Raw genomic sequence first — 23,283 nt, forward strand, 5'->3', positions numbered from 1 at the left:
GGGCAGCAGTGCCCTTATCGATGGTTATTGCCGATAATTGCTCGTCGTAAACGCCGGAACCGTGTCATAACTGACCAGGGTTCCGGCGTTTTTTTATGCGCGCCATGTTCTACTCAGCTTTCAGCAGGCTGCAAACACCGGTAAAAGTCTTCAGCCATCTGCTCAAGCAGCAAACGGTAGCTGGTCACTGTCCGGCTGCCGAGCGGGTCCAGCTCGCCCACCCCCAGGTTTAGCGAGTCAGCCAACTCCTCGGCCACGCGCATATCGTAGTAGGGCTCGGTAAACAGACATTGGGCCGAGGCCGCCTGCTGGCGCAGTTGATACAGGTGGCGTGCGCCCGGACGACGCTCGGGGGAGACGGTGACATGAGCCACCTGCGTCAGGCCATAACGCTCGGCAAAGTGTCCGTAGGCCTCATGGTATACCACGTAACCCACGCCCTTGACCGGCGCCAGGCGGGCGGCCAGTTGCGCATCCAGGTCGACCAGGTCGGCCGTGAAGGCCTCGGCGTTGGCGCGGTATTGGTCCGCGCCTCCCGGATCCGCCGCGCCCAACTGCTCGGCCAGTGCCCTGGCAATGACTCCGGCGTTAGTCGGGTTGAGCCACAGGTGCGGGTCCTGGTCGTGGTGATGCTGCTGGCCCCGGGCATCCGTATGACTGTGGCCACCGCTGGTCGGCCAGACAATGCCGGACAACTGCTGAGCCTCCAATTGGTTGGCGGCCGGAAGGTTGCGCAAGGGGCGCTGTAAAAAGCTTTCCAGCTCCGGGCCTACCCAGAGCACCAGATCGGCCGAACGTAGCTGGCGTACATCCGACACCCGCAACGGATAGTCGTGGGGCGAGGCGGTATCGGGGAGCAGGATCTGCACCTCGGCTCGGCCACCAGCCACCTCCTGGGCAATCAAACCCAGGGGCTTGACGCTCGCCAGCACCATAGGTCGCTCTTCGGCGAGCACCGTAGGTGCCAGGAACAGCCCCAGCATCACCGCCAGGCGCCCGGCAACACGGAGGAAAAACAGGGGATATGCAGTCATATGATGAGAAACCCGTTACTATACCCAGCAGAAGCGTTCGGGCGGCCGGGTGTCGCCCAGAAAGGTTATATAGTAACATAACCACTGTCTTTTAAGTTTGGAATTCTCATAGGCGAAACGATTGATGACCGAGCGGCCCCTGGCCTGCAGCCAGCACAACCACGATCACTGCATCGACGACGCCCTGAGCGCCGCGCGCACGCTTTGCGCGGAGCGCGGTGTGCGCCTGACCGATTTGCGGGAGCAGGTGTTGGCGCTTATCTGGGACAGTCATAAACCGCTCGGGGCTTACACGCTGATGGAGATGTTGTCGGAAGAATCCACCCGCCGGGTCGCGCCACCCACGGTCTACCGGGCGCTGGACTTTTTACTGGAACAGGGACTGATTCACCGGATCAACCGGCTCAACGCCTTTGTCGGCTGCCCTTCCCCGGAACATCAACACCACAGTCACTTTTTACTCTGCAACGACTGCGGCGTTGCCGTCGAGCTGGAGAGTGACAAACTCGACAAAGACATTTTGAGCGCGGCGCGCAACGCCGGCTTCAGTGTCGAAGCGCACTCCCTCGAAGTCACCGGCCTGTGTGCCCGCTGCCAGACCGGCAAAGTATGAGCGAGGCACTGATTCGCGCTCACCATATCGGCGTTCGGCGCGGCGGGCGCGATATCCTGCAACACGCCGACCTGACCCTGGAGGCGGGCAAGATCACCACCCTGATCGGCCCCAACGGTGCGGGCAAGACCACGCTTGTAAGGGTGCTGCTCGGGCTGGTCAAGCCGGATACCGGCTCCCTGACCCGACGCAAGGCCCTGCGTATCGGCTACATGCCCCAGAAACTGCATATCGATCCGAGCCTGCCGCTCACCGCCCGGCGTTTTCTCGCGCTTGCGGGCAAACCGCGTATCGACCTGGATGAGGTGGTGGCGCTCACCGGTATTGAGAGCCTGTTGACCACCCCCATGAGCCAGCTCTCCGGCGGCGAGACCCAACGGGTCCTGCTGGCCCGGGCGCTGTTGCGCGACCCGCACCTGCTGGTGCTGGACGAACCGGTGCAAGGCGTCGATATCACCGGACAGGAAGCGCTCTATAAACTGATCAACGACATTCGCCGGGCGCGCCAATGCGGGGTGCTGCTGGTCTCCCACGATCTGCATCTGGTCATGGCCAACACCGATACCGTAGTGTGCCTGAACCAGCACATCTGCTGCCAGGGCCACCCCGAGGACGTCACCGCCCATCCGGCGTACCTGGACCTGTTCGGCGATACCGTCAAACCCCAGGTGGCGCTCTACACCCACCACCACGATCATGAACACGACGATCACGGCAATATCGTCACCGGGACGGAGCCCCACGATGCCTGATTTTATGCTTTATGCCCTGCTCTGCGGCCTGGGCGTGGCGATGGTGGCCGGCCCCCTGGGCGCTTTTGTGGTCTGGCGACGCATGGCCTATTTCGGCGATACCCTGGCGCACTCGGCGTTGATGGGGGTGACCTTTGGCCTGCTGCTGGATATCAATCTGAATATCGCGGTGGCCATCGGCTGCCTGCTGCTGGCCCTGATGCTGGTGGCCCTGCAACACAACCGCCTGCTCGCCACCGACACCCTGCTCGGCATTCTGTCCCACTCCACGCTGGCTCTGGGGCTGGTGCTGGTGAGCGTGTTCACCAGCAGTCGTATTGACCTGATGGCCTACTTGTTTGGCGATATTCTGGCGGCCAACCGTGCCGATGTAGTGACCGTGTGGGTGATCGCCACGGCGGTAATTGCGCTTCTGCTATGGCTCTGGCGACCGCTGCTGGCGGTGACCGTGCACGAGGAGCTGGCGGAGGTGGAAGGCTTGCCGGTGGCCCTGATCCGCACCGCGTTTATGCTGATTATGGCGCTGGTGATCGCCATTGCCATGAAGGTGGTGGGGGTTCTGCTGATCACCGCCCTGTTGATCATTCCCGCCGCCGCCAGCCGCCGCCTGGCCCACACCCCGGAGCAGATGGCGCTGATCGCCGGGGGCTTTGGCTGCCTGTCGGTCGCCGCGGGGCTCACCGCGTCCTTTTTCTGGGACACCCCCGCCGGTCCCTCCATCGTGCTCTCGGCCACCAGCCTGTTTGTCTTGACGCTGCTAAAGCCACAACCTCGTTAACGGGTTGAATTCGGTTAGGTGCCTCAGTGTCGGATTACGCCCTGCGGGCTAATCCGACCTACTCGAACAATGGCACGCTGCTCCCAGTAGGTCGGATTAGCCGAAGGCGTAATCCGACAAAAATCCCGCGAAACCCAAATAATGGTACAAGGCCACCCCGACTCGCGCGGGCGGCTTCACGAGATTGTCATCGGGTGGTTACCCGGTCGTCACATAGCGCGGCGACACTGGGCTCTGACAGTGTGCCACCGCCAAATGAGGACTGACCCATGACGCCGGGCTCGACACTTGCCAATCCGCTCCATGCACGCACCATCTGGATCTCCGACCTGCACCTGGGCTACCGGGACTGCAAAGCCGACTACCTGCTGGAATTTCTCGATCGTATTCGCTGTGAGACGCTGTATCTGGTCGGCGATGTGATCGACCTCTGGGCCCTGAAAAAGCGCTTCTGTTGGCCCGCCCAACACTACCAGGTTTTACTCAAACTCTACGAGCTGGCGGACAAAGGGGTCAGAGTCATTTACGTACCGGGCAACCACGACGAACCCCTGCGCCACTTCTGCGGCGACCAGTTTGGGGCCATCGAAGTGGCGCTGGAACATGAATACGTGAGTGCCGACGGAAAACGCTGGCTGGTGATGCACGGCGACGCCATGGATGCCCATATCAACCTGAGCTGGGTCACCCGCTTTTGTGGCGACATCGCCTACGACGCGCTGCTGTTTATCAACCGTTGGGCCAACCGCTGGCGCAAACTCACCGGCCGGCCCTACTTTTCGCTCGCCGGACTGATCAAGAGCAACGTCAAAGGCGCGCAAAAAGCCATCGAAACCTACCAGAATGAAGCCATGGACGAAGCCCGCCGCCGGGGCTACGACGGCGTCATCTGCGGTCACATCCACGCCGCGGCGCTACTTGAGCAAAACGGCATCCGCTACGCCAATACCGGCGACTGGGTGGAGAGTTGCAGCGCGCTGCTGGAAGACCACCAGGGCCACCTGCGCCTGCTGCACTACAGCGATCAATTGCACTGGCAAGCTGAACAGGCACCGAGCGCGTCGGCGGAAGGGCGCGTGGCGAAGGCGGCCTAATCAGTAGGTCGCCATCCGCACTCGCAACAAGAACGGGCGCTCGCGGAAGTTGAGGCCCCAGTCGGTCTGGTCGCCGTTCCAGACACGGATAAATTGCCATTCGCCTGCATCGTTGAAGTAACCCTCCTCGGCGCGAACCACCATGTAGCGTTCGCCTTCCTGTTCGCCCGCCGGACTCAGGCTGACGCGGCTGTTGAGGCCGGTGATCAGAAATTCGTCGTCGTCGAGCTGGGCGATGAGTGCGCCGCCGGAGGGTGGGTCATTGCCTTCGGGCGGTTCGATCCAGAACATGGGCCGGCCATAGGTGACTTCCGCCTGCCAGCGGCCCAGGTCGAGGTGTTGGGTAAAGGTTTCGGCCTGCTGCTCCAGCTCTTCCGGGCTGGCTTCGGCATTCCAGATGCGCTGACTCATTTCCCGGTCGCCGCCGGGCTCGGACGCGCCCCAGACTTTGCCTTCAAAACTCAGCCGGGCCCACTCCCGCGCCCAGGGCGCAACCAACCGGTAGACCTGGGCAAAGTTTTCAATCACCTGGTCGTCAAAAGTCGGCGCCCCCAGGGGGTAATTCATATAGCCGGTATCGTCCATGCCGAAAGGTGCGAAACCAATACCCTGATGGCCGAGGGCGGAGAAAAAGTAGCGGGCATAGGGCTGATCGTTGCCAATCTCCGCGACAAACAGGGCGTTGTCCGGCCGCGAGTAAAGCTCCATCACCCGCTCTACGGTGCGGTGATCGCGGAAGTAGATGTCGGGCGAAATCATATCGATGGCGGGCGCCGCCACTTTCCACAGGTCGAGCACATTGTCGGTGGCGCCACCGCTGGAATATTGGCCGGGCTCACCGGGATAGAAAGGATTGCGCAAGGCGACGTTGACGTTCATGGGCAGGTTTTTCACCGCCTTGCCGGCTTCCGCAATGCTATTGATGTAACGGGCGATGCTGTAGGCATGCAAAAATTCGTCGGCGTCATCGCCGAAGGTTTCCGGCCAGTTGCCGCCGTGCTCGATGCCGAGCCCACGGGTCAATTGTTCGGGTACTGGCCGTTCAAAAATCGCCTCCGCCATCGGGGAGAAATCCCGCACCGAGCGATAGGTGCCGGGCTCATTCTGCACTTGCACCATCATCACGGTGTGATTGGGGTCGTTGTCGCGCAGGTAGGTCATCAGTTCGACGAAGGCTTTTTTGTCGGCTTCCCGCGTGGTGTCCGCGTGGGGCGAGAGCGAGTTCAGGGTTTCGCCATTGCGCTGAATCACGCGCGGAAAACGTTCGTTGTCCAGCTTCACCCACGCCGGTGCGTAATGAGGCGCGTTGTTTTTCCAGGTGGCAAACCAAAGTAACACCAAGCGGATGTCACGCTCGTGGGCCTCGGCAATCAAGGTGTCCAGATAGGAGAAATCAAACTCACCTTCACGCGGTTCGATCTGCTCCCAGGCCACGGGAATACTCAGGGTGTTGGCGCCGAGTTTTTCAATACTGGGCCAAACCTGATCCAGCACTGCCGGGTAGTTGGCGGAGTTGTTGCTCTGTCCCGCCAGAATCAGAAAAGGTTCACCATCGACCATCAAGGCGTGCCGACCATCGCGGGTGTCCAGGCGCGGCAATTCCGCCTGATTGCCCTGAAGACTCTGGTGGCTGCAGGCGCTCACTGTCACAACCAATGTCAGTACTAGCCAGACGCGCGCGCCGTTGATCAAACCGTGCAGTGCCATAGTGCTCTCTCATGTCGTTGTTATTCGATAGGATACTGCGCAATAAATCGGTCCCACAAATAAAAATGCACCGAATACCCCCGGAAGAGGTATTCGGTGCCACATGCCCAGCCTTAGGCATCCGTCATAACAGCATACTAAAATGTCGCCCGAAGTGTCAGTGCGTAGCGGGTGTCGTTGACAAAGTGCGAGGCGTAATGGTCGCCGGCACCCTGCTGACGCATGATGGTGCGAGTTTCCGCGTTGGTAATATTGTTCATTTCCAGACCGACCAGGAAGTTGTCATTGATCCGGTAGAACACGGAGCCGTCCAGCTGTCCGGTATCGTCACTCCAGACCGGCAGGCGCCAGCGCACCCCATCACTGGAATTGACGCCACCGTCACCCCCTTCAAACCCGTTGGGCCCAATGGCCATCAGGTACTCGCTGCGCCAGCTCCAGGCCAGTCGGGCAGACCAGGCGCCGCGCTCATACATGCCCACCAGGTTGTAGGCGTGCTCGGACAGTCCTTCATAGGGCAGGTTGGTGTCCATCATGGTGCCATCGGTATCCACTGGCCCGATAACCTGATCCGGATTGTCCGGATCCAACGCCAGGGGGATATTGGTGGAACTGTCGATGTAGGTGTAGTTGAACTGCATGCCCAAACCGTTGAAGGGCTCGGGCAGCTGGTCGAAGAACTGACTGTAGCCCACCTCAAAGCCCTGAATGCTGGCATCACCGGCGTTGAGCGGCCGGGTCACTGCATAGCTGTGGCCGTTATGGACTTCAGTACTGGACTGACTGCGGATGATACCGTCGATCTCTTTATGGAACAGGTTGACGTGTGCCATGCCCCCGCGGTCATCAAAATACCACTCCAGTGAGACGTCCGCCTGGGTCGCTTCCAGCGGCTCAAGCATGGGGTTCTCCCAGGAGCTGGACGTCAGCACATAGTCATCGGGCTGGGGCGTACCATCCACCTCAGGATCAAAACCGGGGCGCAGGTCCGCGCTCAGCTCCTGAAAGGCTTTGAGTTGGTTGAACTCCGGGCGCGAAATTGCCTGAGACAGTGCGAAACGCAAGAACAGATCACTGTCCAACTCAACCCGCACATTCAGGCTCGGCAACACGTTGGTGTAGGCATTTTCAAAACTGATGGGCACCGAGGATACCGCGTTCGGGTTGGCCGCATCGTGGAACGGATTGAAATACTGGCCGGCAAACTCACCGGTCGGGTACACCATGTTGCCGCTGGCGGTGGACTCGGTGCGCACTACCCGCACGCCAACATTACCGTCGACCGGGTACGGGAGGTCATCGAACCCGAAGCGCAAGGTGGCGTAGGTCGCGTAGGTATTTTCCTCCTGACGGTTCTGCCAGGCCGGATCGTCAGTGGTGCGCAGATTGTAGGGCCAGCTGCCCGCAAACGCGTAATCAATGGCACCGTCGGTGGCATCGGGGTTGTGACCCAGCTCGTAGGCATAGTCAAATGCCGATTCGTGCAAGTCGATAAAGCTTTGCGGGAAACCCAGCGCCAGATCGACGGTCGGGGCCCAGACCACGCCCGGTGCCGGCGCACCACCGCGGAAGAAGTTGCTAAAGCGGTTCAGGTTGAGCAGGCCCAACTCTTGCTCTCTAATTTTGGGCAGACCCAGCTCCGGATCGAGCGCCCACCACATCATCCACGATTGATAGAGCGGCTTCCAGTCGTACCCGGTGTTGGCGTTGTCGGCCTCGCGATCCGTAACGCGGACACCCACTTTGAGCGAGCGCACCGGTGAAGCGTCGAAGTTGTATTGCGCATCCGCGCGCCAGGCAACCTGAGAGGCTTCGTTATCCTGTATATGGGGCATGGTGAAGCCCCAGTAGTAATTGGAAAAGTCTTCCAGATAATCTGCATCGGCGGTCAGCAGCGGTGTTGACCCGGTGAGATCGAGATCCAGGTAGGGCAGGTTGATACCCGTGGCGATCGTCAGATCGAGCGAATCACTGGTGGACTCCGTGTACTGCAAATCCGTGCTCAGCTGCCAATTGCCCGCCAGGCGCTGATAGTTGAGTGCGAAGTCGGTAGTCACCGATGCACCGGTCGCGACACGCACGTCAGCGCCAAACGGAATGCCATTGTTGGTCGGATCCGTCAAACGGCCGCCGATAAATACACCGTCCTCATAGGTCGCGCCTTGGGGTTCAAGAGTCCAAGGGTCGTTCTGCACGAAGATGGCATCCTCATTCCACTGCATGTCGTATTCGCTGCGGAACGCGGTAAACGACAATTCGGACAGGCTATCCGGACGCCACTGGAACGCCATATAGGCACCGGTGCGCTCGCGCTCAAACTCCATGGAGCGCCAGTCGGCACCGCGCGGCACCCAGCGCGTGCCATCTTCAAGATCGGTACGAGCAAAGAAGGGGCGGTTAAAAATACCGTCTGTGCGGGTGGCAATTTCCGAGTAGGCGAAATCGGCCAGGAAACCGAATTCACCCGCATCAGTCACCCATTTGTTACTGTAGAGTGCCGAGATCGAGGGGCGGGTTTCCTCAATAAAATCACCGTAGTTGGCACTGACGCTGGCACTGATGACCCGACCGCTTTGGTCCAAAGGCATTTTGGTGCGCAGGTTGACGGTACCACCCAGACCACCTTCGATCATATCCGCCGACGGGTTTTTGTAAACATCGACACCGGCCATCAGCTCGGCGGGCACGTCCTCAAAAGATAAACTGCGTCCACCCGCAGCGGCAAAGGAGTCGCGACCATTGAGCTCGGAACGCACATGTTTCATCCCGCGAATAGCAACACCACTACCTTCAGCGGAGAAATGTTCCGGGTCGCCGATATCCATAAAACGTTCGATGGTAACGCCGGGGATACGCTGCAGGGCTTCGGTGACACTGCGGTCCGGCAGTTTGCCGATGTCATCGGCGACAATGGAGTCGACGATCTGCTCGGCGTTGCGCTTAAGCTCTTGCGCCGACAGGATCGTGGCGCGCTGGCCGGTAACCACGATTTCTTCCAGCGCCTCCGGGGCTTCATTTTGGGCCAGTACGCTCTGGCTCAGCGCGAGCGTACCGGTTGCGGACAGGCTGGCGATCGCCACGGTCAATAGTTTGCGTTTGCTGTCGTTATTCACAAGTTTAACCCTCTCTTTTATAGGCTTTCTAGTTGGTAGTGCTTAGTGCTGGCCGGTAGCCCGGCGTTTTCAGTCGCTCTCCGATATTGCATACAGGGTGACCGACTGATCTCCCGGTAGGCGAAAACTCACTCGATCATCGTGCGCGCGCAACGGCACCGCTGCACCGGTATCAGTCAACTCGGCGCGCACAGGCACGCGAGTACGCACCGTCAGCTCCTGAGCATGCGCACTGTGCAGCTCCGCGCGCTGCAAGCGCCCTTCACGCCAATGCAGATCGACAACAACATTGCCGCGCGCGCGCAACCCCTGGGCACTGCCCTCGGGCCAGGCGCTCGGCAACGCGGGCAGCAGGTTGATCACATTCAGATGACTTTGAATCAGCATCTCGGCGACGCCTGCCGTTGCCCCAAAATTGCCATCGATCTGAAACGGCGGGTGGTTGCCCCACAAATTGCTCAGGGTGCTCTGGCGCAATTGGTCGTGCAGAAGTTTGTGGGCACGATCACCGTCGTGCAGACGTGCCCACTGATTGATTTTCCAGGCCTGGGCCCAGCCGGTACCGCCATCGCCGCGCGCTTCGAGCGAGCGCTGGGCGGCGTCGCGATAGGTGCGATTGTCCTCGGTCAGCTGGCGTCCGGGATGCAGGGCGAACAGGTGCGAAATGTGGCGATGGTGATTGTCCGGGTCGTCAATATCTGCGCGCCACTCCTGCAACTGTCCCCAGCGGCCGATACGCAGGCCCGGGTCGAGTTTGGCCTTGGCGGTGCGCAACTGTGCCAGCCAGGCATCATCCCGACCTAACACCTCGGCGCTTTCCAGTACTCGGGCAAACAGGTCGTACACCATCTGTTGAGACATGGCGGCACCGACCACAAAAGGGCCGTGTTCCGGGGAGTAGCTGGGCGCAACCACCAGCTCACCTGTGTCCGGATCCTCGATCAGAAAATCGAGCCAGAATTGCGCCGCTTCGCGCATCACCGGCCAGGCACGCTCGCGCAACAGGGTCTCGTCGCGGGTGAACAGGTAGTGTTCATGGTAGTGCTGCATCAGCCAGGCCGCCGCTTCCGGTTGCCAGAAGGCGGTGGGCCACTCAATCAAACCGGTAAAGCCCCAGACATTGGTATTGAGCGACAGGGTCCAGCCTCCGGCGCCGTAGATGCGTTCGGCGGCAACCCGGCCGGGCTCGACAAGACTGTCGATAAAGTCCAACAGGGGCTCGGCGGTTTCCTCAAGGCCAGTGACCAACGCGGGCCAATAGTTCATCTGTAGATTGATATTGACGTGGTAATCCGCGTGCCAGGGCGGGGTGTTACTGTGGTTCCAGACACCCTGCAGGTTCGCCGGCAGCGACCCGGGCCGCGAGGACGCAATCAACAGGTAGCGCCCATACTGAAAATACACCGCTTCGAGCCAGCGAGCCTCGGGGGTGTCGGTACCGGCGTATTCGGCCAGTAGACGATCCGTGGGCTCATCCACCGGGGCCTGACCGATATCCAGACTCATGCGCTCAAACAGCGCCCGGTGATCGGCTTCATGCTGTGCGTGCAGCGCCGCAAAATCCTGATTCGAGGCACGCTCAACACGCTCATTGACCGCGGCTACCGGTAAGGAACCGCGATAGCTCGGGTAATCCGATGCATAGTCAGTGGCACCGCTGAGGATCAAGGTAACGGTATCGGCACCGGCAATGTGAAAGGCGGGACTCCGGTGACCGTCAGCGGAGGTTACAGCGCTGTCATTCTGCATCACAACATCGCCGTCGGTAGTCACCTGCAAGCGCGCATAGTAAGCCAGACCATTGTCCGCAAGCGCCCCACGCACGCTCAACGCGCCGTCATCAGAGGCGGTGAACTCGGCACTGCGGTTGTCCGGAATCTGCAGGCCCACACTGAGATCGAGCTCGCCCGGCTTATCCACGGACAGGCGCACCGCGATGACGCCGGCGGGGTAGCTGGCAAAGTATTCGCGTCGGTACTGGCGTTCACCGCGCCGATAGGTAATTTCGATCACGCCCCGCTCCAGGTCCAGCGCGCGACGATAATCCTCGACCGGGGCGTCACTACCGCTGTAACGCAGCCAGAGGTCGCCGAAGGTCTGGTAGTCACCGTAGGCGACCATGGGCTGGCCCAGGCGTTCAGCAACGGCCTCGGGCTCAAGCTCGCCTTCGCGGAACAGGTCTTGCTGCACGGCGCGCACGGCATTCTTCAGCGAGGCGTCCGGCCAGCCGAAGTTGTAGCCTTGGGCACCGGGGCCACCGGTCCAGAGCGACTTCTCGTTGAATTGAATGAGTTCGAGTTCGGTGCCGCCGAGAATCACGGCCCCCATGGCGCCATTGCCGATTGGCAGGCCCTGGGTCTCCCAGTCCTCGCCGGGGGCGTCATACCAGAGGCTGAGCGGTTCGGCGTTACTCACGGGCGCGCACAGGACGCCTGCCAGGATCAGTCCCCAGCGGAGTGCAGCTGTGATTCGCGAAACACCGTGTGGTTCGGTCGCTATTGCCATCGTCAACCCGTCTTAAACGTTATTGTGGTTTTTCACGCTATGCGTGTTCACCCTTTATGACATATATCATATATGAATATATTATCAGATAAATAGGATTTTCTAGTTTAATTGGGTATTAGGCGCCACACGAGTAAAACCAAACGAAATATCAGACGGGCTTAAACCAAACATAAAAAACCCCGGAAGACCGGGGTTCTGGCAGAAAAGCGCACCAATGGGGTCATCGATTTAGAAGCGGAAGTCTCGATAGATGGCGCCGTAGGTACTGTTCAGCTGTTCGATATCAAACGGCGGACGGAAGAAGGCGTGGTAGTCGCCCTTGGGGTTGATCAACACCACCTGACTGCCGTGATCGACGGTGTAATCGTCGCCCTGGGTCACGCGGGCAAAGGCCACGTTGAGCTCGTTGGCAAAACGGCGGATGGTCAGAAATTCACCGGTGACGCCAATGAAGTCTTCATTGAAGTGGGGAACATACTCGGCCAGCACGCCCGGCGTGTCCCGCCCCGGATCCACAGTTACCAACAGCACCTGGGTGTTGTCGGCAATGTCCTCAGGGAGTACCTGCACCAGATCGGCCAGATCCATCATGGTCATGGGACAGATGTCCGGGCAGTGCGTGAAGCCGAAAAACACCAGACTCCACTGCCCCTGCAGGTCCTCGTGGGTAAACGACTCGCCCCGGTGGTCAACCAGCTCAAAAGGCGTAAAGCGACGCGGACTTTCCAGCAGGAAGGCGTTGTTCTGACGCAGCTGATCGCGATCCAGCGGCGGCTCGCGCAGGATTTTGTTAAACGCCAGGCCGATCACCACCAGTACCAACAACACCAGAAAAAACACAGTCCGGCGAATGCCGCGTTTTTGTGCTTCGGTATGATTCGGGTTGTGCTCAGATGCCACGTTGACGTACTCCGATTAAATAATTTACGACCAGGGCAGCCCTGCAGGCGCCACTATCAGATAGTGATCCAGGAGCATAACCACAAACAGGGTCATGAGGTAGACAATGGAATACTTGAAGGTATCCATGCCCGCCGTGGGCCGATCGGTGAATAACAGCACCAGTGACCAGTAGAGAAACCCGGCCCCGAGCGCCACCGCGCCGGCAAGGTAGAGCCAGCCCAGCATCCCGGTAATCCAGGGCAGCAGGGTCACCAGGATCATGATGATGGTGTAGAGCAGGATGTGCACTTTGGTGTACTGCTCACCGTGGGTCACCGGGAGCATGGGAATGTCGGCTTTGGCATAGTCGTCTTTACGATGTACGGCCAGCGCCCAGAAGTGCGGCGGCGTCCAGGCAAAGATGATCAATACCAGCAACAGCGCGTGACCGTGAATCTCGCCCGTGACGGCGGTCCAGCCCAAGAGCGGCGGCGCCGCGCCCGCAATCCCGCCGATGACAATATTCTGGGGCGTAGCGCGCTTGAGAAACAGGGTGTAGACCAGAGCGTAGCCGAGCAGCGACGCCAGGGTCAGAACGGCGGTCAAAGTGTTGATAAAGACCACCAGCAAGGCCATGCCCGCAAGCCCGAGAACGGCAGCGAACAGCATGGCCTGCAGGGGTTCGACCCTCCCCCGGGCAACCGGCCGATTCAGGGTGCGGGCCATTTTCTGGTCCACATGGCGATCCACCATGTGGTTGACGGCAGCGGCGGACCCCGCGCACAGCGCGATCCCCAGGTTACCGATCAGCAAGACGTCCAGAGGGACCATGCCCGGCACCGCCAGGAGCATACCGATGATGGCCGTCAGGATCATCAGCATCACCACACGAGGCTTGCACAGCTCGTAGTAATCCCGCCAGGAGGCGGTCGCCGTGCGATTCAGGGTGTTGCTGCTCGCCTTACTCATTATTGTCTAACCTCTGTGTACGCTCGTCGCGCCGTGCTCAGGCACTGCGCGCGCTATAGATCCGGTGGGCCAATGTTACCAAGGTTAGCAGCAGAACGGCACCCACCGCGTTGTGCGCCACCGCCACGGCCAGAGGCAAGGACGCCATCACATTGGTAATGCCCAACAGTATCTGCACCACCAGCACCCCGGCAATAATCAGCGCCAGGCGCTGAGTGGGACGCTGTCCAATACGCCACAGGCGCCAGCACAGCAGCGCCAACACGGCCGTTACCACCAACGCCCCGAGACGATGACTGACATGGATGGCGGTGCGGGCATCGCCCTCAAGCAGCCCCCCCAGGTAATTGGGCCCGACGCCCTGCGCGAAGTTGAAGCCGCGCACAAAGTCCATTGCCGGCCACCACTCACCGTGGCAGCGGGGAAAGTCTGTGCACGCCAGCGCCGCGTAGTTGGCGCTGAGCCAGCCACCCAGTGCGATCTGCAGTACCACCGCCACCAGGGCCACCCACATCAGTGGTTTGAGTGCCTGGAGCTGGCGGTAGACTATGCCCGAAAACGACCAGCGCCAACGCGCAAAGCGTTGCGCCAGGAGCCACAACATACTCAGGGTCGCGAAGCCACCGAGCAGATGCGCGGTGACGATCTGGGGCCAGAGTTTGAGCGTGACCGTCCACATACCGAAGGCCGCCTGTACGATGACCAGCACCAGTAGGGCGATGCTGTGATTGCGCGGATAGCTTTGATGTGGATTCTGCCGCGCCCAACGCCAGGTCATAATGGTCAGGCCGAGAATGATCAACCCGAGAATACCGGCCACGTAGCGGTGTACCATCTCCGGCCAGGTTTTGTCGTGTTCAACCGGAAACTCCGGGAAGCGCGCCTCAGCGGCTTCGACCGCACCGTCAGAGCGCGGCCAGGTCAGGTGGCCGTAGCAGCCCGGCCAGTCGGGGCAGCCCAGGCCGGCATCCACAAGGCGGGTAAACGCCCCCAGAATGACCACCACCATACAGAAAGCCGTCGCCGCCAATACCAATCGATAGCCAAGCCGAAAGTTATTTTTCTGGGTCACGGTTGAGTCCTCGCCGGAATTATTCGTCGTAAGTCACTTTAAGCATGCGTTTGACATCGTCAAGCAGCTCATTGCCGGTATGCGCCGGGGTATAGCGCATCATCAAATAACCAATCTGATCCATCAGAAAATACTCGCCGCTGGCTACCGGGTCGACGCCCCGCAGGTTGGTGCGATCGAGCAACTCCGCCAACGCTTGCGGTTCGGTGCGCATGACGCGCAGCCCCGGATGCTCGGTTTCGAGCCAGTCGACAAGCGCTGGATCAATGTGGTCATCCAGTAACAGGTAGATACGCTCGACCCGGTAGGCATCCTTACCCAGGCGGATATGCACCTGGCGGGTCAGGTAGAGGGTATCCTGACACAGCTGATCGCAGGTGGCGTAACCCGGGATCACGTACCGCCAGCGGCGACGTTCTTCGGTGCCGATCTCCCACGCACCGTCGGTACCCAGTTCGCGCGGCTCAAGCTGATCGATCAATTGCGGTGGGCTGACCAGGTCGCCACGATTGACCTGGGTGGTCGGCATACCGATGCCGGTGTAGTAAACAAACCAGGCAGCGGCCAGCGGCAGCGTCACCACCAGCATCAGCGCTGTCGCGATAATGCGGCCCCGGCGCTGCATGGCGCGATCATACTCGGGAGAGCGTTCGGTCACTCAATCTTACCTCTTGTGTGTCATACGGTTGATAGCTGGTTTCCGGCGACTGCGCCACCAGGCCAACACGTTGGAGTTGGCAAACACAAACCAGATACTCAATGCCAGCGCCATTGCAAACCACTGCACGGCGTAGCCGATATGGGTTTCGGTGCTCATGTTAACTGCTTGCCAACGGGTTTCAAACGCGCCAGCACTGTTATCATCAATCAGCAGATAAAAAGGTGCCAGGCGCTGGCCCAACTGCCGGCCCATGGTCACCGGCTCGATCTGCAAGATCACCTTGGGCCACCCGCGACTGTCGCTGTGCGCATCGAGCATGGGGTGATCGCTCACCTCTGCCACCTGCGCAAACAGGGTACGCTCGCCCGCTACCGCAGGCACTTCAGGTAACTGCTGACGATTCCCTGTGGATGGTATCCACCCCCGATTCACCAGGATCCGGGCACCGTCCTCCAGCACAAGGGGTGTTACCACCTCGTAACCCACCCGTCCACTGCGTTGTTTATTGTCCAACAACCATGTATGTTCGTTGTCGAATTCGCCCCGGACAATGACCCGCTGGTAGCGCGCCAAGTCCGCCGCTTCGGCACGGGTCAGCTCGACCGGGGGCGCCTGACGCTGGGCGTCGAACGCGGCCTCCAGGGCGCGTTTCTCCGCGGCCCGATCCAGCTGCCAGAAACCGAGACTGAGCAGCAAGGGCAGCGCCAGAAGCGTCAACAGCGTAATTTTCCAGCTGATGGCCAAGCGTAAACGCACAGGATGGTGTTCGCTGGTCACGGCAAACAACGACGAACGAGGATAACTATGTGGCTTAAAATAACCATTGTGCTGCTGCTCATCGGTGTAGTACTTAGCCTGGGTAGCGGATTGCGCTTTTTACTCAAAGACCTGGGCGTTTCTGAATCCAAGCGGACGCTCTATGCCCTGGGTGTGCGCATTACCCTTGCTGCACTGATGATGGGGTTGATCTTTTACGGTCTCTACACTGGCATTCTCACCAGTCAGGCACCCTGGGATACCCGGGTATGACCTCAGGCCGACGCGGCGTTCGCTCGCGTCGGCCCTCCTGCCATCAGCCGAAGATGTATACGGCCAGAAACAGAATCACCCAGACCACATCAACAAAGTGCCAGTACCAACTGGTCGCCTCAAAGCCGAAGTGATCATCCTTTTTGAAGTGCCCCTTCAGAACCGAGCGCAACCACATCACCAGCAACATGATGGTGCCGAGCAGAACGTGGGCGCCATGGAAACCGGTAAGCATAAAGAACGTTGACCCATAGATACCCGATTGCAGGGTCAGGCCCATCAGCGCATAGGCTTCGTAGTATTCATAAGCCTGCAAGAACAGGAACACCACGGCCAACACGATGGTTGCACCCAACCAGACGTTAAAGGGCTTGCGCTCGCCTTTGAGCAGGGCGCTGTGCGCAAAGTGAACCGTGACACTGGAGCTCAGCAGGATCAGCGTGTTCCAGAACGGCAGCCAGGTAAACAGGGACCCGGCCTGACTCAGACTCATGGCCTGATCGGGACCGCGCACCTCGGCGGCATCACCACTGGCAGCCATATCGGGCGTTTCCATCAGCGGCCAATGGGCTTCAAAGCCGGGCCAGAGCAGGGGGTTGTGCACGCCATCGCCTTCACCGGCAAGCCAGGGTAGCGCCAGCGTGCGGACGTAAAAGAGTGCGCCAAAGAAGGCGGCAAAGAACATCACTTCGGAGAAGATGAACCAGCCCATACCCCACACATAGGAGCGCTTGAGCTGTGGGCTGTTGAGCCCGGCAATGTTCTCGCTGATCACAATGGAGAACCAGCTCCAGATGGTGGCGGCAAACATCAGACCACCAACACCAAACACCAGCGGCCCGACCAACACCGAAGACAGCGCGTCAGAGCCCGCTGACACCAACAGAAACAGCACCACGCCGGCGGCGATGGTGACCTTGCGCGGCGGCTGCAAGAGCACGGCGACGAAGATGAATAACGAAACGAAGAATACCAGCGGACTGCTGACAATCCCGCTCATCCAGCTGGATGCCCCAAAGACGGTGACAAACATACCAATACTGGCAAGCAACGGCAGTTTGCTTTGCTCCGGTACGTAATAATTTCCTTCAGTTGTTGCCATTGTTTTTTCTCCGCGCTAATTATGATTGTGCGGTTATCGGTCGCTTGACCTTATCGCGCACCCAGCAATTGATCGGCCGCGTAGCGATCAGTCACATCAAATATAGTGTAAGACAGGGTGATGGTGTGGACACCCTGCGGAATATCCTGGTCGACAATAAAGAGCAAAGGCATATTCGCACTTTCGCCGGCCTTGAGCGGCTGCTGCTCAAAGCAGAAGCACTCGGTTTTGTGGAAGTAGTTTACGGCGTTGTAGGGCACCAGGCTTGGAATCGCCTGGGCAATCATGTCCTTGCCGGTGGGGTTGTGAACCCGATAGTCAATCTGCACCTGCTCTCCCGGGTGCACGCGCACCGAGCGGGTCTGCGGGACGAACTGCCAAGGCATCTTGTCGTTGTTGATCGCCACAAACTGTACGTTGATGGTGCGGCTGGTGTCGATCTGCTGGATCTCACTGGCCTCGTAGCGGCCACCGGTTTTACCGTTCAAACCGGTGATCTCGCAGAACACGTCGTACATCGGGGGCATGATCCACAGCGCAAAGACGAACATACCCACGGCCCAGGCACCCAGCTTTAAGCAGAGTGCGTGGATGGGGTTGCTTGGCATTGGCAGTTTCACCGTAAATACCTCCTGATCAAACCTGTTACTTCACTTCCGGCGGCGTGCTGAAAGTGTGGTAAGGCGCCGGTGACGGCACAGTCCACTCCAGACCCTCGGAGTTCTCCCAGACACGATCGGTGGCTTTGCGGCCTTTGATGATCGTGGTCACGATGATGTACAGGAACAGCAACTGGGCGCCCGCGAACAGGAAGGCTCCGACCGACGAGATCATGTTCCAGTTGGCGAACATCATGTGGTAATCCGGAATCCGGCGCGGCATCCCCGCCAGCCCTGCAAAGTGCATGGGGAAGAAGGTCAGGTTCAAACCGACAAACGCCACCCAGAAGTGGGTCTTGCCCAGGATTTCACTGTACATACGACCGGACCACTTGGGCAGCCAGTAGTACACTGCCGCAATGATCGAGAAGAGCGCACCCGGCACCAGTACATAGTGGAAGTGGGCCACGACAAAGTAAGTATCGTGATACTGGAAGTCCGCCGGTGCAATCGCCAGCATCAGGCCAGACAGACCGCCGATAGTGAACAGCACCACAAAGCCAATGGCAAACAGCATGGGCGTTTCAAAGGTCATGGCACCCTTGAACATGGTCGCCACCCAGTTGAACACTTTCACCCCGGTAGGCACCGCGATAAGCATGGTGGCGTACATAAAGAACAGCTCACCCGCAATCGGCATCCCCACGGTAAACATATGGTGCGCCCAGACGATAAAGCTCAGGAACGCGATCGACGCGGTGGCGTAAACCATGGACGAGTAGCCGAACAACGGCTTGCGCGCGAAGGTCGGAATGATCGCACTGACGATACCGAACGCCGGCAGAATCATGATGTACACCTCGGGGTGCCCGAAGAACCAGAAGATATGCTGGAACAGGACCGGGTCACCGCCACCGGCGGCATCAAAGAAGCTGGTACCGAAGTGAATATCCATGAGCATCATGGTCACTACACCGGCCAATACCGGCATAACGGCGATCAACAGGTAAGCGGTAATCAACCAGGTCCAGACGAACAGCGGCATTTTCATCAGGGTCATACCCGGTGCGCGCATATTCAAAATGGTGGCGATGATGTTGATCGCACCCATGATCGAGCTGATACCCATGATGTGCACCGAGAAGATGAAGAAGGTCACACTCGGAGGCGCAAAGGTGGTGGACAGAGGCGCGTAGAAAGTCCAACCGAAGTTGGGGCCGCCGCCCTCCATAAACAGGGTGGACAGGAGCATGAAAAATGCAAAGGGCAGAATCCAGAAGCTCCAGTTGTTCATGCGCGGCAGGGCCATATCCGGGGCGCCGATCATCATCGGTAGCATCCAGTTTGCCAGGCCCACAAAGGCCGGCATAATGGCACCGAAGACCATGATCAGGCCGTGCATGGTGGTCATTTGGTTAAAGAAGTTCGGGTCGACAATCTGCATGCCGGGCTCGAACAGCTCGGCGCGGACGACCAGTGCAAACAAGCCGCCGACCAGGAACATGGCAAAGCTGAACCAGAGGTACATGCTGCCAATGTCTTTGTGGTTGGTGGTGAACAACCAGCGGCTGATACCTTTAGCGGGACCGTGAGCCATTACTTATCTCCTAGTTGTCCTGTTTGAAGTTGAACACGTCAATCGGCTGAACCATATCGCCCATATTATTACCCCAGGCATTGCGCTCGTAGGTAATAACCGCTGCGATATCCACTTCGCTCAACTGACTACCGAAAGCCTGCATGGTGGTACCACGCACGCCGTTCACGACCACATCCAGGTGGCCTTCAACAGGACCGACAGAGATACCGCCGATCAAACCGGGGAACGTTCCCGGGACACCCTGACCGTCACCCTGGTGACAAGCGACGCACCAGCGATTGTAAACATCGCGACCGCGGTCATAGAGCTCATCAAAGGTAAAGGTCTGTTCCGTCAACGCCCGAATGGCTTCCGCTTCTTCGCGCTTGGCGGCGAGCCATTCCTCGTACTCTTCCTTGGGCAGCACTTCGACCACAATCGGCATAAAGCCGTGGTCGCGGCCACACAGCTCGGCACACTGGCCACGGTAGGTGCCCGGCTCAGTGACCAGCGCCCAGGACTCGTTGATAAAACCGGGAATCGTGTCTTTTTTGACACCCAGGTCCGGCACCCACCAGGAGTGGATCACATCCGCGGCTGTCAGCAGAAAGCGCACTTTGGTATCCACCGGAATCACCAACGGCTCATCAACTTCCAGCAGGTAGTGGGGCCCTTTGGGCTCAAGACCCTGAATCTGTTCGCGGGGTGTCGAGAGGTTACTGAAGAAGCTGACATCGTCATCCAGGTAGTCGTAGCGCCAGCGCCACTGGTAACCGGTGACCATGATGTCCAGCTCGGCTTCTTCAGCGTCGTAAATCTGGATCAGGCCCTTGGTGGCAGGGATCGCCATAATGATCAGGATCACCAGGGGAATGGCGGTCCAGATAATCTCAAGGGTCGTACTTTCGTGAAAGTTGGCCGGTTTGACGCCGCGGGATTTGCGATGCCTGATCATGCTGTAGAACATGATACCGAACACCACCACCGCAATGGCCACGCACCACCAGAACATCTGCATATGCAGGCCATAGATGGTTTGGCTCACTGGGGTAACGCCTTCCGGCATATTGTAGCTCCAGCGTCCACCTTCCTCTGCCAGTGCCTGATGAGACATCATCAGCACAACAGGGGCCAGCAGCAAGGCCGTCAGCCTTTTTGCTTTCATTAACATCGCCCATCATCTCCGTGTAGCTTCTTTATGTGCTTATCACTGCTGGAAGATTGCAAAATCGTGTCTTGTTTTTGCTATCGCCAGGGTAACGCGGTGAACGGCATCACTCACAGGTATGGCCGCCCGGCCCCAAGACCCAGCGCACACGATGTGCATCGAGGATTGGCTGACTCTGCTCCCGGGCAGCGGATCCCGGTCGACTGCTTTCACATCCGTGAACGCGGCCAGAGCCGCCAACTGCAGAAGGGATACCACCAATAAGTGCGGCAATTCGTCGCAACTACCAGCGCGTAAGGAGGCCACAGGCAAGCAAAAAAGTCAATAAATTTATGATGTTGAGTGCTTTTTGACGAGTCTTTGCAGAGGCCTTCCGGCCGCCCCTCAGACACCAAAATCGCTATACTGAGCGGGTTCTGACAACAAACGTCTGACAATTACCCCCAAAGAGGCAGGCTTGAACCCATATCCGCACCCACAGGACCGCTGGCAAGTCCGTCATCGGCGCATCTGGCAGCTCGCCTGGCCCCTGATTCTGAGCAATCTATCCGTGCCGCTGCTGGGCGTGGTGGATACCGCGATTCTCGGGCACCTGCCCGAGGCCCGCTACCTGGGCGCCGTGGCCGTGGGTGCGAGTATTTTGAGTCTGCTGTTCTGGTCATTTGGCTTTTTGCGTATGGGCACCACCAGCCTCGTCGCTCGCGCCTGTGGACGGGACGACGGCGATGCCAGCCGCCTACTGCTGGCACAGGGGATGGTCCTGGCGCTGCTCATCAGCGCGGTACTACTCGCACTGCAGGGCTGGCTCCTGCCCCTGGCCCTGCACCTGATGAACCCCGGCAATGAGGTGGCCACACTGGCCCACAGCTACCTCGCACTGCGCCTCCACAGCGCCCCCGCAACCCTCGCCACCTATGTTCTGATCGGCTGGTTTATCGGTCAGCAGGATACCCGCAGCCCGCTACTGATACTGGTGGTCACCAACCTGCTCAATATCGTTCTGGATATTGTGTTGATTATCGGTCTCGGCCTCAACAGTGACGGCGCAGCGCTCGCCAGCGTCCTGGCGGAGTACGCTGGCCTCGCGCTGGGGCTGTGGGTGTTGCGCACCAAGCTCAAAGGCATCAGCGGACGTCTGGACACAGGTCTGCTGCGGCACTGGCGCAGTTATTTGCCCCTGCTCGACGTCAACCGCCACTTGTTTGTGCGCACCCTGTGCCTGCTCGGGGCGTTTGCGTTCTTCACTGCCCAGGGCGCGCGCCAGGGAGAGCTGATCCTCGCGGCCAACGCGATTCTCCTGCAACTGGTCATGCTCAGCGCTCACGGCCTGGATGGCTTTGCCCATGCCGCCGAGGCACTCACTGGCAAAGCCATCGGCGCCCGCCGCCTGCATCAATTTTTACTCGCCTGTCGGGATACCACCGCCTGGGCCCTGGCTGTCGCGCTCTTGATGGTACTGATTTACGCGGCGGGCGCCCCTTGGCTTCCGGGCCTATTTACCGGTCAGCCCGAGGTCCTTGAGCGGGTTCACCGGTATTACCTGTGGGTCTGCTTGCTGCCGTTGGTAGCGGTGTGGGCCTACCAACTGGACGGGGTTTTCCTGGGATCCGGACACACACACGCCATGCAATACACGGTGATCGCGGCAGCGATCGGCGTGTTCCTGCCCCTTTGGTGGCTCACCCAGCACTGGGGAAATCACGGCCTGTGGCTTGCCTTTGTTGCCTTTAACGGCGCCCGTGGTCTGTTCCTGGGTGGGTGGTTCATAGCACTCACCCGATATCGACGATGGCTCTGACCGTAAGTGAATACTCACTACCCTGATTGAGAATGTCGACCCCTTGCCTTGCAATTGGGGGGTTATGGATTAAGGTTAGGGAAACAACGCGATAACCTAACATCCAAGGCACCCCCCAACACTCATGACGCTGGAACAGCTACCGCGCATTCGCGCCCTGATCGCCCAGGCGCGCGCCAAGGACCCCTTGAATGAGGCCCTTGTGACCCGACTGCGGAAACAGGCGCCGAGCCTGCACAGCTCGATTCAATTGCCACCCGAGGCAGCGGCGGAGGAGTTGGCGCGCTTCATGTTGCGGTACATTGAGCACGTGCCTGACTTTATCGATGCCATCTGCGACCTGACCCGAGCGTACCGGGTGCACCAACAAATCAGGCCACTGCTGACCATCGCGTGCGATTATTTCGTATCGCCACCCGACATTGTCGACACCGACAACGAGATGGAAGCCCTGCTGGACGAGGCCTATCTGGCACACCGGCTGCTGGAAGAGGTCAACGACCGGTTTATCAGCGAATGCGGCATCCCACTGGTGCCCGTCGATATGACCCGGGCCAACCTGATCGCCCACGCCCTGATTGGCGAGCCTTTTGCCACCGAACTGGATCAGGCGGTCATCTTTTCCGCCGATCTGCTACTCAATGAGCATCCCTTCGACGGTGAGGACTTCAAACGCTATATCGTGGTCCATCAACAGCGCGGCTGGGAGCGGGATATCGACCGCTGGCCCTGCCTGGCCCAGGATCTCGATGTCGGGGTGTACTTCAGGCCTCGCTGACTATCGCCATCGAGCTGATCCAGCTCGCATAAAAAAACCCGGCAGTG

At 59.4% G+C, this 23,283-nt stretch carries 20 protein-coding genes; 7 read left to right on the plus strand and 13 right to left on the minus strand.

Features of this window, described 5'->3' with window-relative positions; translation table 11 throughout:
• Window positions 1–113: 113 nt before the first annotated feature.
• Window positions 114–1,034 carry a zinc ABC transporter substrate-binding protein gene (locus DKW72_RS06425; protein WP_111641512.1) on the minus strand — a complete coding sequence of 307 codons (921 nt, stop codon included), beginning with the start codon at window positions 1,032–1,034 and terminating at the stop codon, window positions 114–116.
• 124 nt (window positions 1,035–1,158) lie between these two features.
• Between DKW72_RS06425 and DKW72_RS06430 the strand changes: the two genes are divergently transcribed.
• From DKW72_RS06430 to DKW72_RS06445, 4 genes are all read left to right on the plus strand, one after another.
• Window positions 1,159–1,647 carry a Fur family transcriptional regulator gene (locus DKW72_RS06430; protein ID WP_111641513.1) on the plus strand — a complete coding sequence of 163 codons (489 nt, stop codon included), beginning with the start codon at window positions 1,159–1,161 and terminating at the stop codon, window positions 1,645–1,647.
• On the plus strand, window positions 1,644–2,399 hold the full coding sequence (gene znuC / locus DKW72_RS06435) for a zinc ABC transporter ATP-binding protein ZnuC (protein ID WP_111641514.1): 756 nt from the start codon (window positions 1,644–1,646) through the stop codon (window positions 2,397–2,399). The genes DKW72_RS06430 and znuC overlap by 4 nt, the downstream gene beginning before the upstream one ends.
• The gene (znuB, locus tag DKW72_RS06440) at window positions 2,392–3,177 is read left to right on the plus strand and encodes a zinc ABC transporter permease subunit ZnuB (protein ID WP_111641515.1); all 786 of its coding nucleotides are present in this window, start codon (window positions 2,392–2,394) and stop codon (window positions 3,175–3,177) included. Before znuC ends, znuB begins: the two co-directional genes overlap by 8 nt.
• Before the next feature lie 269 nt (window positions 3,178–3,446).
• Window positions 3,447–4,271 carry a UDP-2,3-diacylglucosamine diphosphatase gene (locus DKW72_RS06445; RefSeq protein ID WP_111641516.1) on the plus strand — a complete coding sequence of 275 codons (825 nt, stop codon included), beginning with the start codon at window positions 3,447–3,449 and terminating at the stop codon, window positions 4,269–4,271.
• Here DKW72_RS06445 and DKW72_RS06450 read toward each other — a convergent pair whose 3' ends face one another.
• The 8 genes from DKW72_RS06450 to DKW72_RS06485 form a co-directional block, all read right to left on the minus strand.
• On the minus strand, window positions 4,272–5,978 hold the full coding sequence (locus DKW72_RS06450; protein WP_111641517.1) for a DUF5597 domain-containing protein: 1,707 nt from the start codon (window positions 5,976–5,978) through the stop codon (window positions 4,272–4,274).
• A gap of 137 nt (window positions 5,979–6,115) precedes the next feature.
• Window positions 6,116–9,091, minus strand: a complete 2,976-nt coding sequence (locus tag DKW72_RS06455) for a TonB-dependent receptor (protein WP_198411245.1) — start codon at window positions 9,089–9,091, stop codon at window positions 6,116–6,118.
• Between the two features lie 69 nt (window positions 9,092–9,160).
• Window positions 9,161–11,506 carry a glycoside hydrolase family 95 protein gene (locus tag DKW72_RS06460; protein WP_157960411.1) on the minus strand — a complete coding sequence of 782 codons (2,346 nt, stop codon included), beginning with the start codon at window positions 11,504–11,506 and terminating at the stop codon, window positions 9,161–9,163.
• Between the two features lie 321 nt (window positions 11,507–11,827).
• Window positions 11,828–12,499, minus strand: coding sequence for an SCO family protein (locus DKW72_RS06465; RefSeq protein ID WP_198411246.1), 672 nt, complete (start codon window positions 12,497–12,499; stop codon window positions 11,828–11,830).
• Window positions 12,500–12,523: 24 nt separating this feature from the next.
• A complete protein-coding gene (gene cyoE / locus DKW72_RS06470; RefSeq protein WP_111641519.1) occupies window positions 12,524–13,450 on the minus strand; it encodes a heme o synthase in 927 nt (308 codons plus the stop codon).
• 37 nt (window positions 13,451–13,487) lie between these two features.
• Entirely contained in the window at window positions 13,488–14,522 is a 1,035-nt protein-coding gene (locus DKW72_RS06475) for a COX15/CtaA family protein (RefSeq protein WP_232522336.1), read from the minus strand.
• A 19-nt stretch (window positions 14,523–14,541) separates the two neighbouring features.
• Window positions 14,542–15,180 carry an SCO family protein gene (locus DKW72_RS06480; RefSeq protein WP_111641520.1) on the minus strand — a complete coding sequence of 213 codons (639 nt, stop codon included), beginning with the start codon at window positions 15,178–15,180 and terminating at the stop codon, window positions 14,542–14,544.
• A gap of 6 nt (window positions 15,181–15,186) precedes the next feature.
• Window positions 15,187–15,960, minus strand: a complete 774-nt coding sequence (locus DKW72_RS06485) for an SURF1 family protein (RefSeq protein WP_157960412.1) — start codon at window positions 15,958–15,960, stop codon at window positions 15,187–15,189.
• 27 nt (window positions 15,961–15,987) lie between these two features.
• On the opposite strand from DKW72_RS06485, the gene DKW72_RS06490 reads away from it, so the two are divergent.
• A complete protein-coding gene (locus DKW72_RS06490) occupies window positions 15,988–16,212 on the plus strand; it encodes a DUF2909 domain-containing protein (protein ID WP_111641522.1) in 225 nt (74 codons plus the stop codon).
• A 43-nt stretch (window positions 16,213–16,255) separates the two neighbouring features.
• Here the strand turns inward: DKW72_RS06490 and DKW72_RS06495 are convergent, their stop codons facing one another.
• Genes DKW72_RS06495 through coxB form a run of 4 tightly spaced genes read right to left on the minus strand, consistent with a single transcriptional unit; the run spans window position 16,256 to window position 20,663 of the window.
• On the minus strand, window positions 16,256–17,314 hold the full coding sequence (locus tag DKW72_RS06495) for a cytochrome c oxidase subunit 3 (RefSeq protein ID WP_232522337.1): 1,059 nt from the start codon (window positions 17,312–17,314) through the stop codon (window positions 16,256–16,258).
• Between the two features lie 50 nt (window positions 17,315–17,364).
• Window positions 17,365–17,934 (minus strand): cytochrome c oxidase assembly protein, encoded by a 570-nt coding sequence (locus tag DKW72_RS06500; RefSeq protein WP_232522338.1) that lies wholly within the window; start codon window positions 17,932–17,934, stop codon window positions 17,365–17,367.
• A 25-nt stretch (window positions 17,935–17,959) separates the two neighbouring features.
• Entirely contained in the window at window positions 17,960–19,510 is a 1,551-nt protein-coding gene (gene ctaD / locus DKW72_RS06505; RefSeq protein ID WP_111641524.1) for a cytochrome c oxidase subunit I, read from the minus strand.
• A 10-nt stretch (window positions 19,511–19,520) separates the two neighbouring features.
• On the minus strand, window positions 19,521–20,663 hold the full coding sequence (gene coxB, locus DKW72_RS06510; protein ID WP_111641525.1) for a cytochrome c oxidase subunit II: 1,143 nt from the start codon (window positions 20,661–20,663) through the stop codon (window positions 19,521–19,523).
• Between the two features lie 454 nt (window positions 20,664–21,117).
• Here coxB and DKW72_RS06515 point away from each other — a divergent pair, with 454 nt between their 5' ends.
• Together DKW72_RS06515 and DKW72_RS06520 are read left to right on the plus strand one after the other, a co-directional pair.
• The gene (locus tag DKW72_RS06515; RefSeq protein WP_111641526.1) at window positions 21,118–22,458 is read left to right on the plus strand and encodes an MATE family efflux transporter; all 1,341 of its coding nucleotides are present in this window, start codon (window positions 21,118–21,120) and stop codon (window positions 22,456–22,458) included.
• Window positions 22,459–22,582: 124 nt separating this feature from the next.
• Window positions 22,583–23,236: a hypothetical protein gene (locus DKW72_RS06520; RefSeq protein ID WP_111641527.1), complete on the plus strand. Its 654-nt coding sequence runs from the start codon at window positions 22,583–22,585 to the stop codon at window positions 23,234–23,236.
• The last annotated feature ends 47 nt before the right edge of the window (window positions 23,237–23,283 follow it).

Origin of the sequence: Marinimicrobium alkaliphilum, assembly GCF_003259155.1 — a bacterium.
GTDB lineage: Bacteria > Pseudomonadota > Gammaproteobacteria > Pseudomonadales > Cellvibrionaceae > Marinimicrobium_A > Marinimicrobium_A alkaliphilum.

Bases quoted from the DNA above. Each gene is read 5' to 3' on its own strand.
- DKW72_RS06425 (WP_111641512.1), bottom strand. From the start codon at position 1,034: ATGACTGCATATCCCCTGTTTTTCCTCCGTGTTGCCGGGCGCCTGGCG.
- DKW72_RS06430 (WP_111641513.1), top strand. From the start codon at position 1,159: ATGACCGAGCGGCCCCTGGCCTGCAGCCAGCACAACCACGATCACTGC.
- znuC (WP_111641514.1), top strand. From the start codon at position 1,644: ATGAGCGAGGCACTGATTCGCGCTCACCATATCGGCGTTCGGCGCGGC.
- znuB (WP_111641515.1), top strand. From the start codon at position 2,392: ATGCCTGATTTTATGCTTTATGCCCTGCTCTGCGGCCTGGGCGTGGCG.
- DKW72_RS06445 (WP_111641516.1), top strand. From the start codon at position 3,447: ATGACGCCGGGCTCGACACTTGCCAATCCGCTCCATGCACGCACCATC.
- DKW72_RS06450 (WP_111641517.1), bottom strand. From the start codon at position 5,978: ATGGCACTGCACGGTTTGATCAACGGCGCGCGCGTCTGGCTAGTACTG.
- cyoE (WP_111641519.1), bottom strand. From the start codon at position 13,450: ATGAGTAAGGCGAGCAGCAACACCCTGAATCGCACGGCGACCGCCTCC.
- DKW72_RS06490 (WP_111641522.1), top strand. From the start codon at position 15,988: ATGTGGCTTAAAATAACCATTGTGCTGCTGCTCATCGGTGTAGTACTT.
- DKW72_RS06495 (WP_232522337.1), bottom strand. From the start codon at position 17,314: ATGGCAACAACTGAAGGAAATTATTACGTACCGGAGCAAAGCAAACTG.
- ctaD (WP_111641524.1), bottom strand. From the start codon at position 19,510: ATGGCTCACGGTCCCGCTAAAGGTATCAGCCGCTGGTTGTTCACCACC.
- coxB (WP_111641525.1), bottom strand. From the start codon at position 20,663: ATGTTAATGAAAGCAAAAAGGCTGACGGCCTTGCTGCTGGCCCCTGTT.
- DKW72_RS06520 (WP_111641527.1), top strand. From the start codon at position 22,583: ATGACGCTGGAACAGCTACCGCGCATTCGCGCCCTGATCGCCCAGGCG.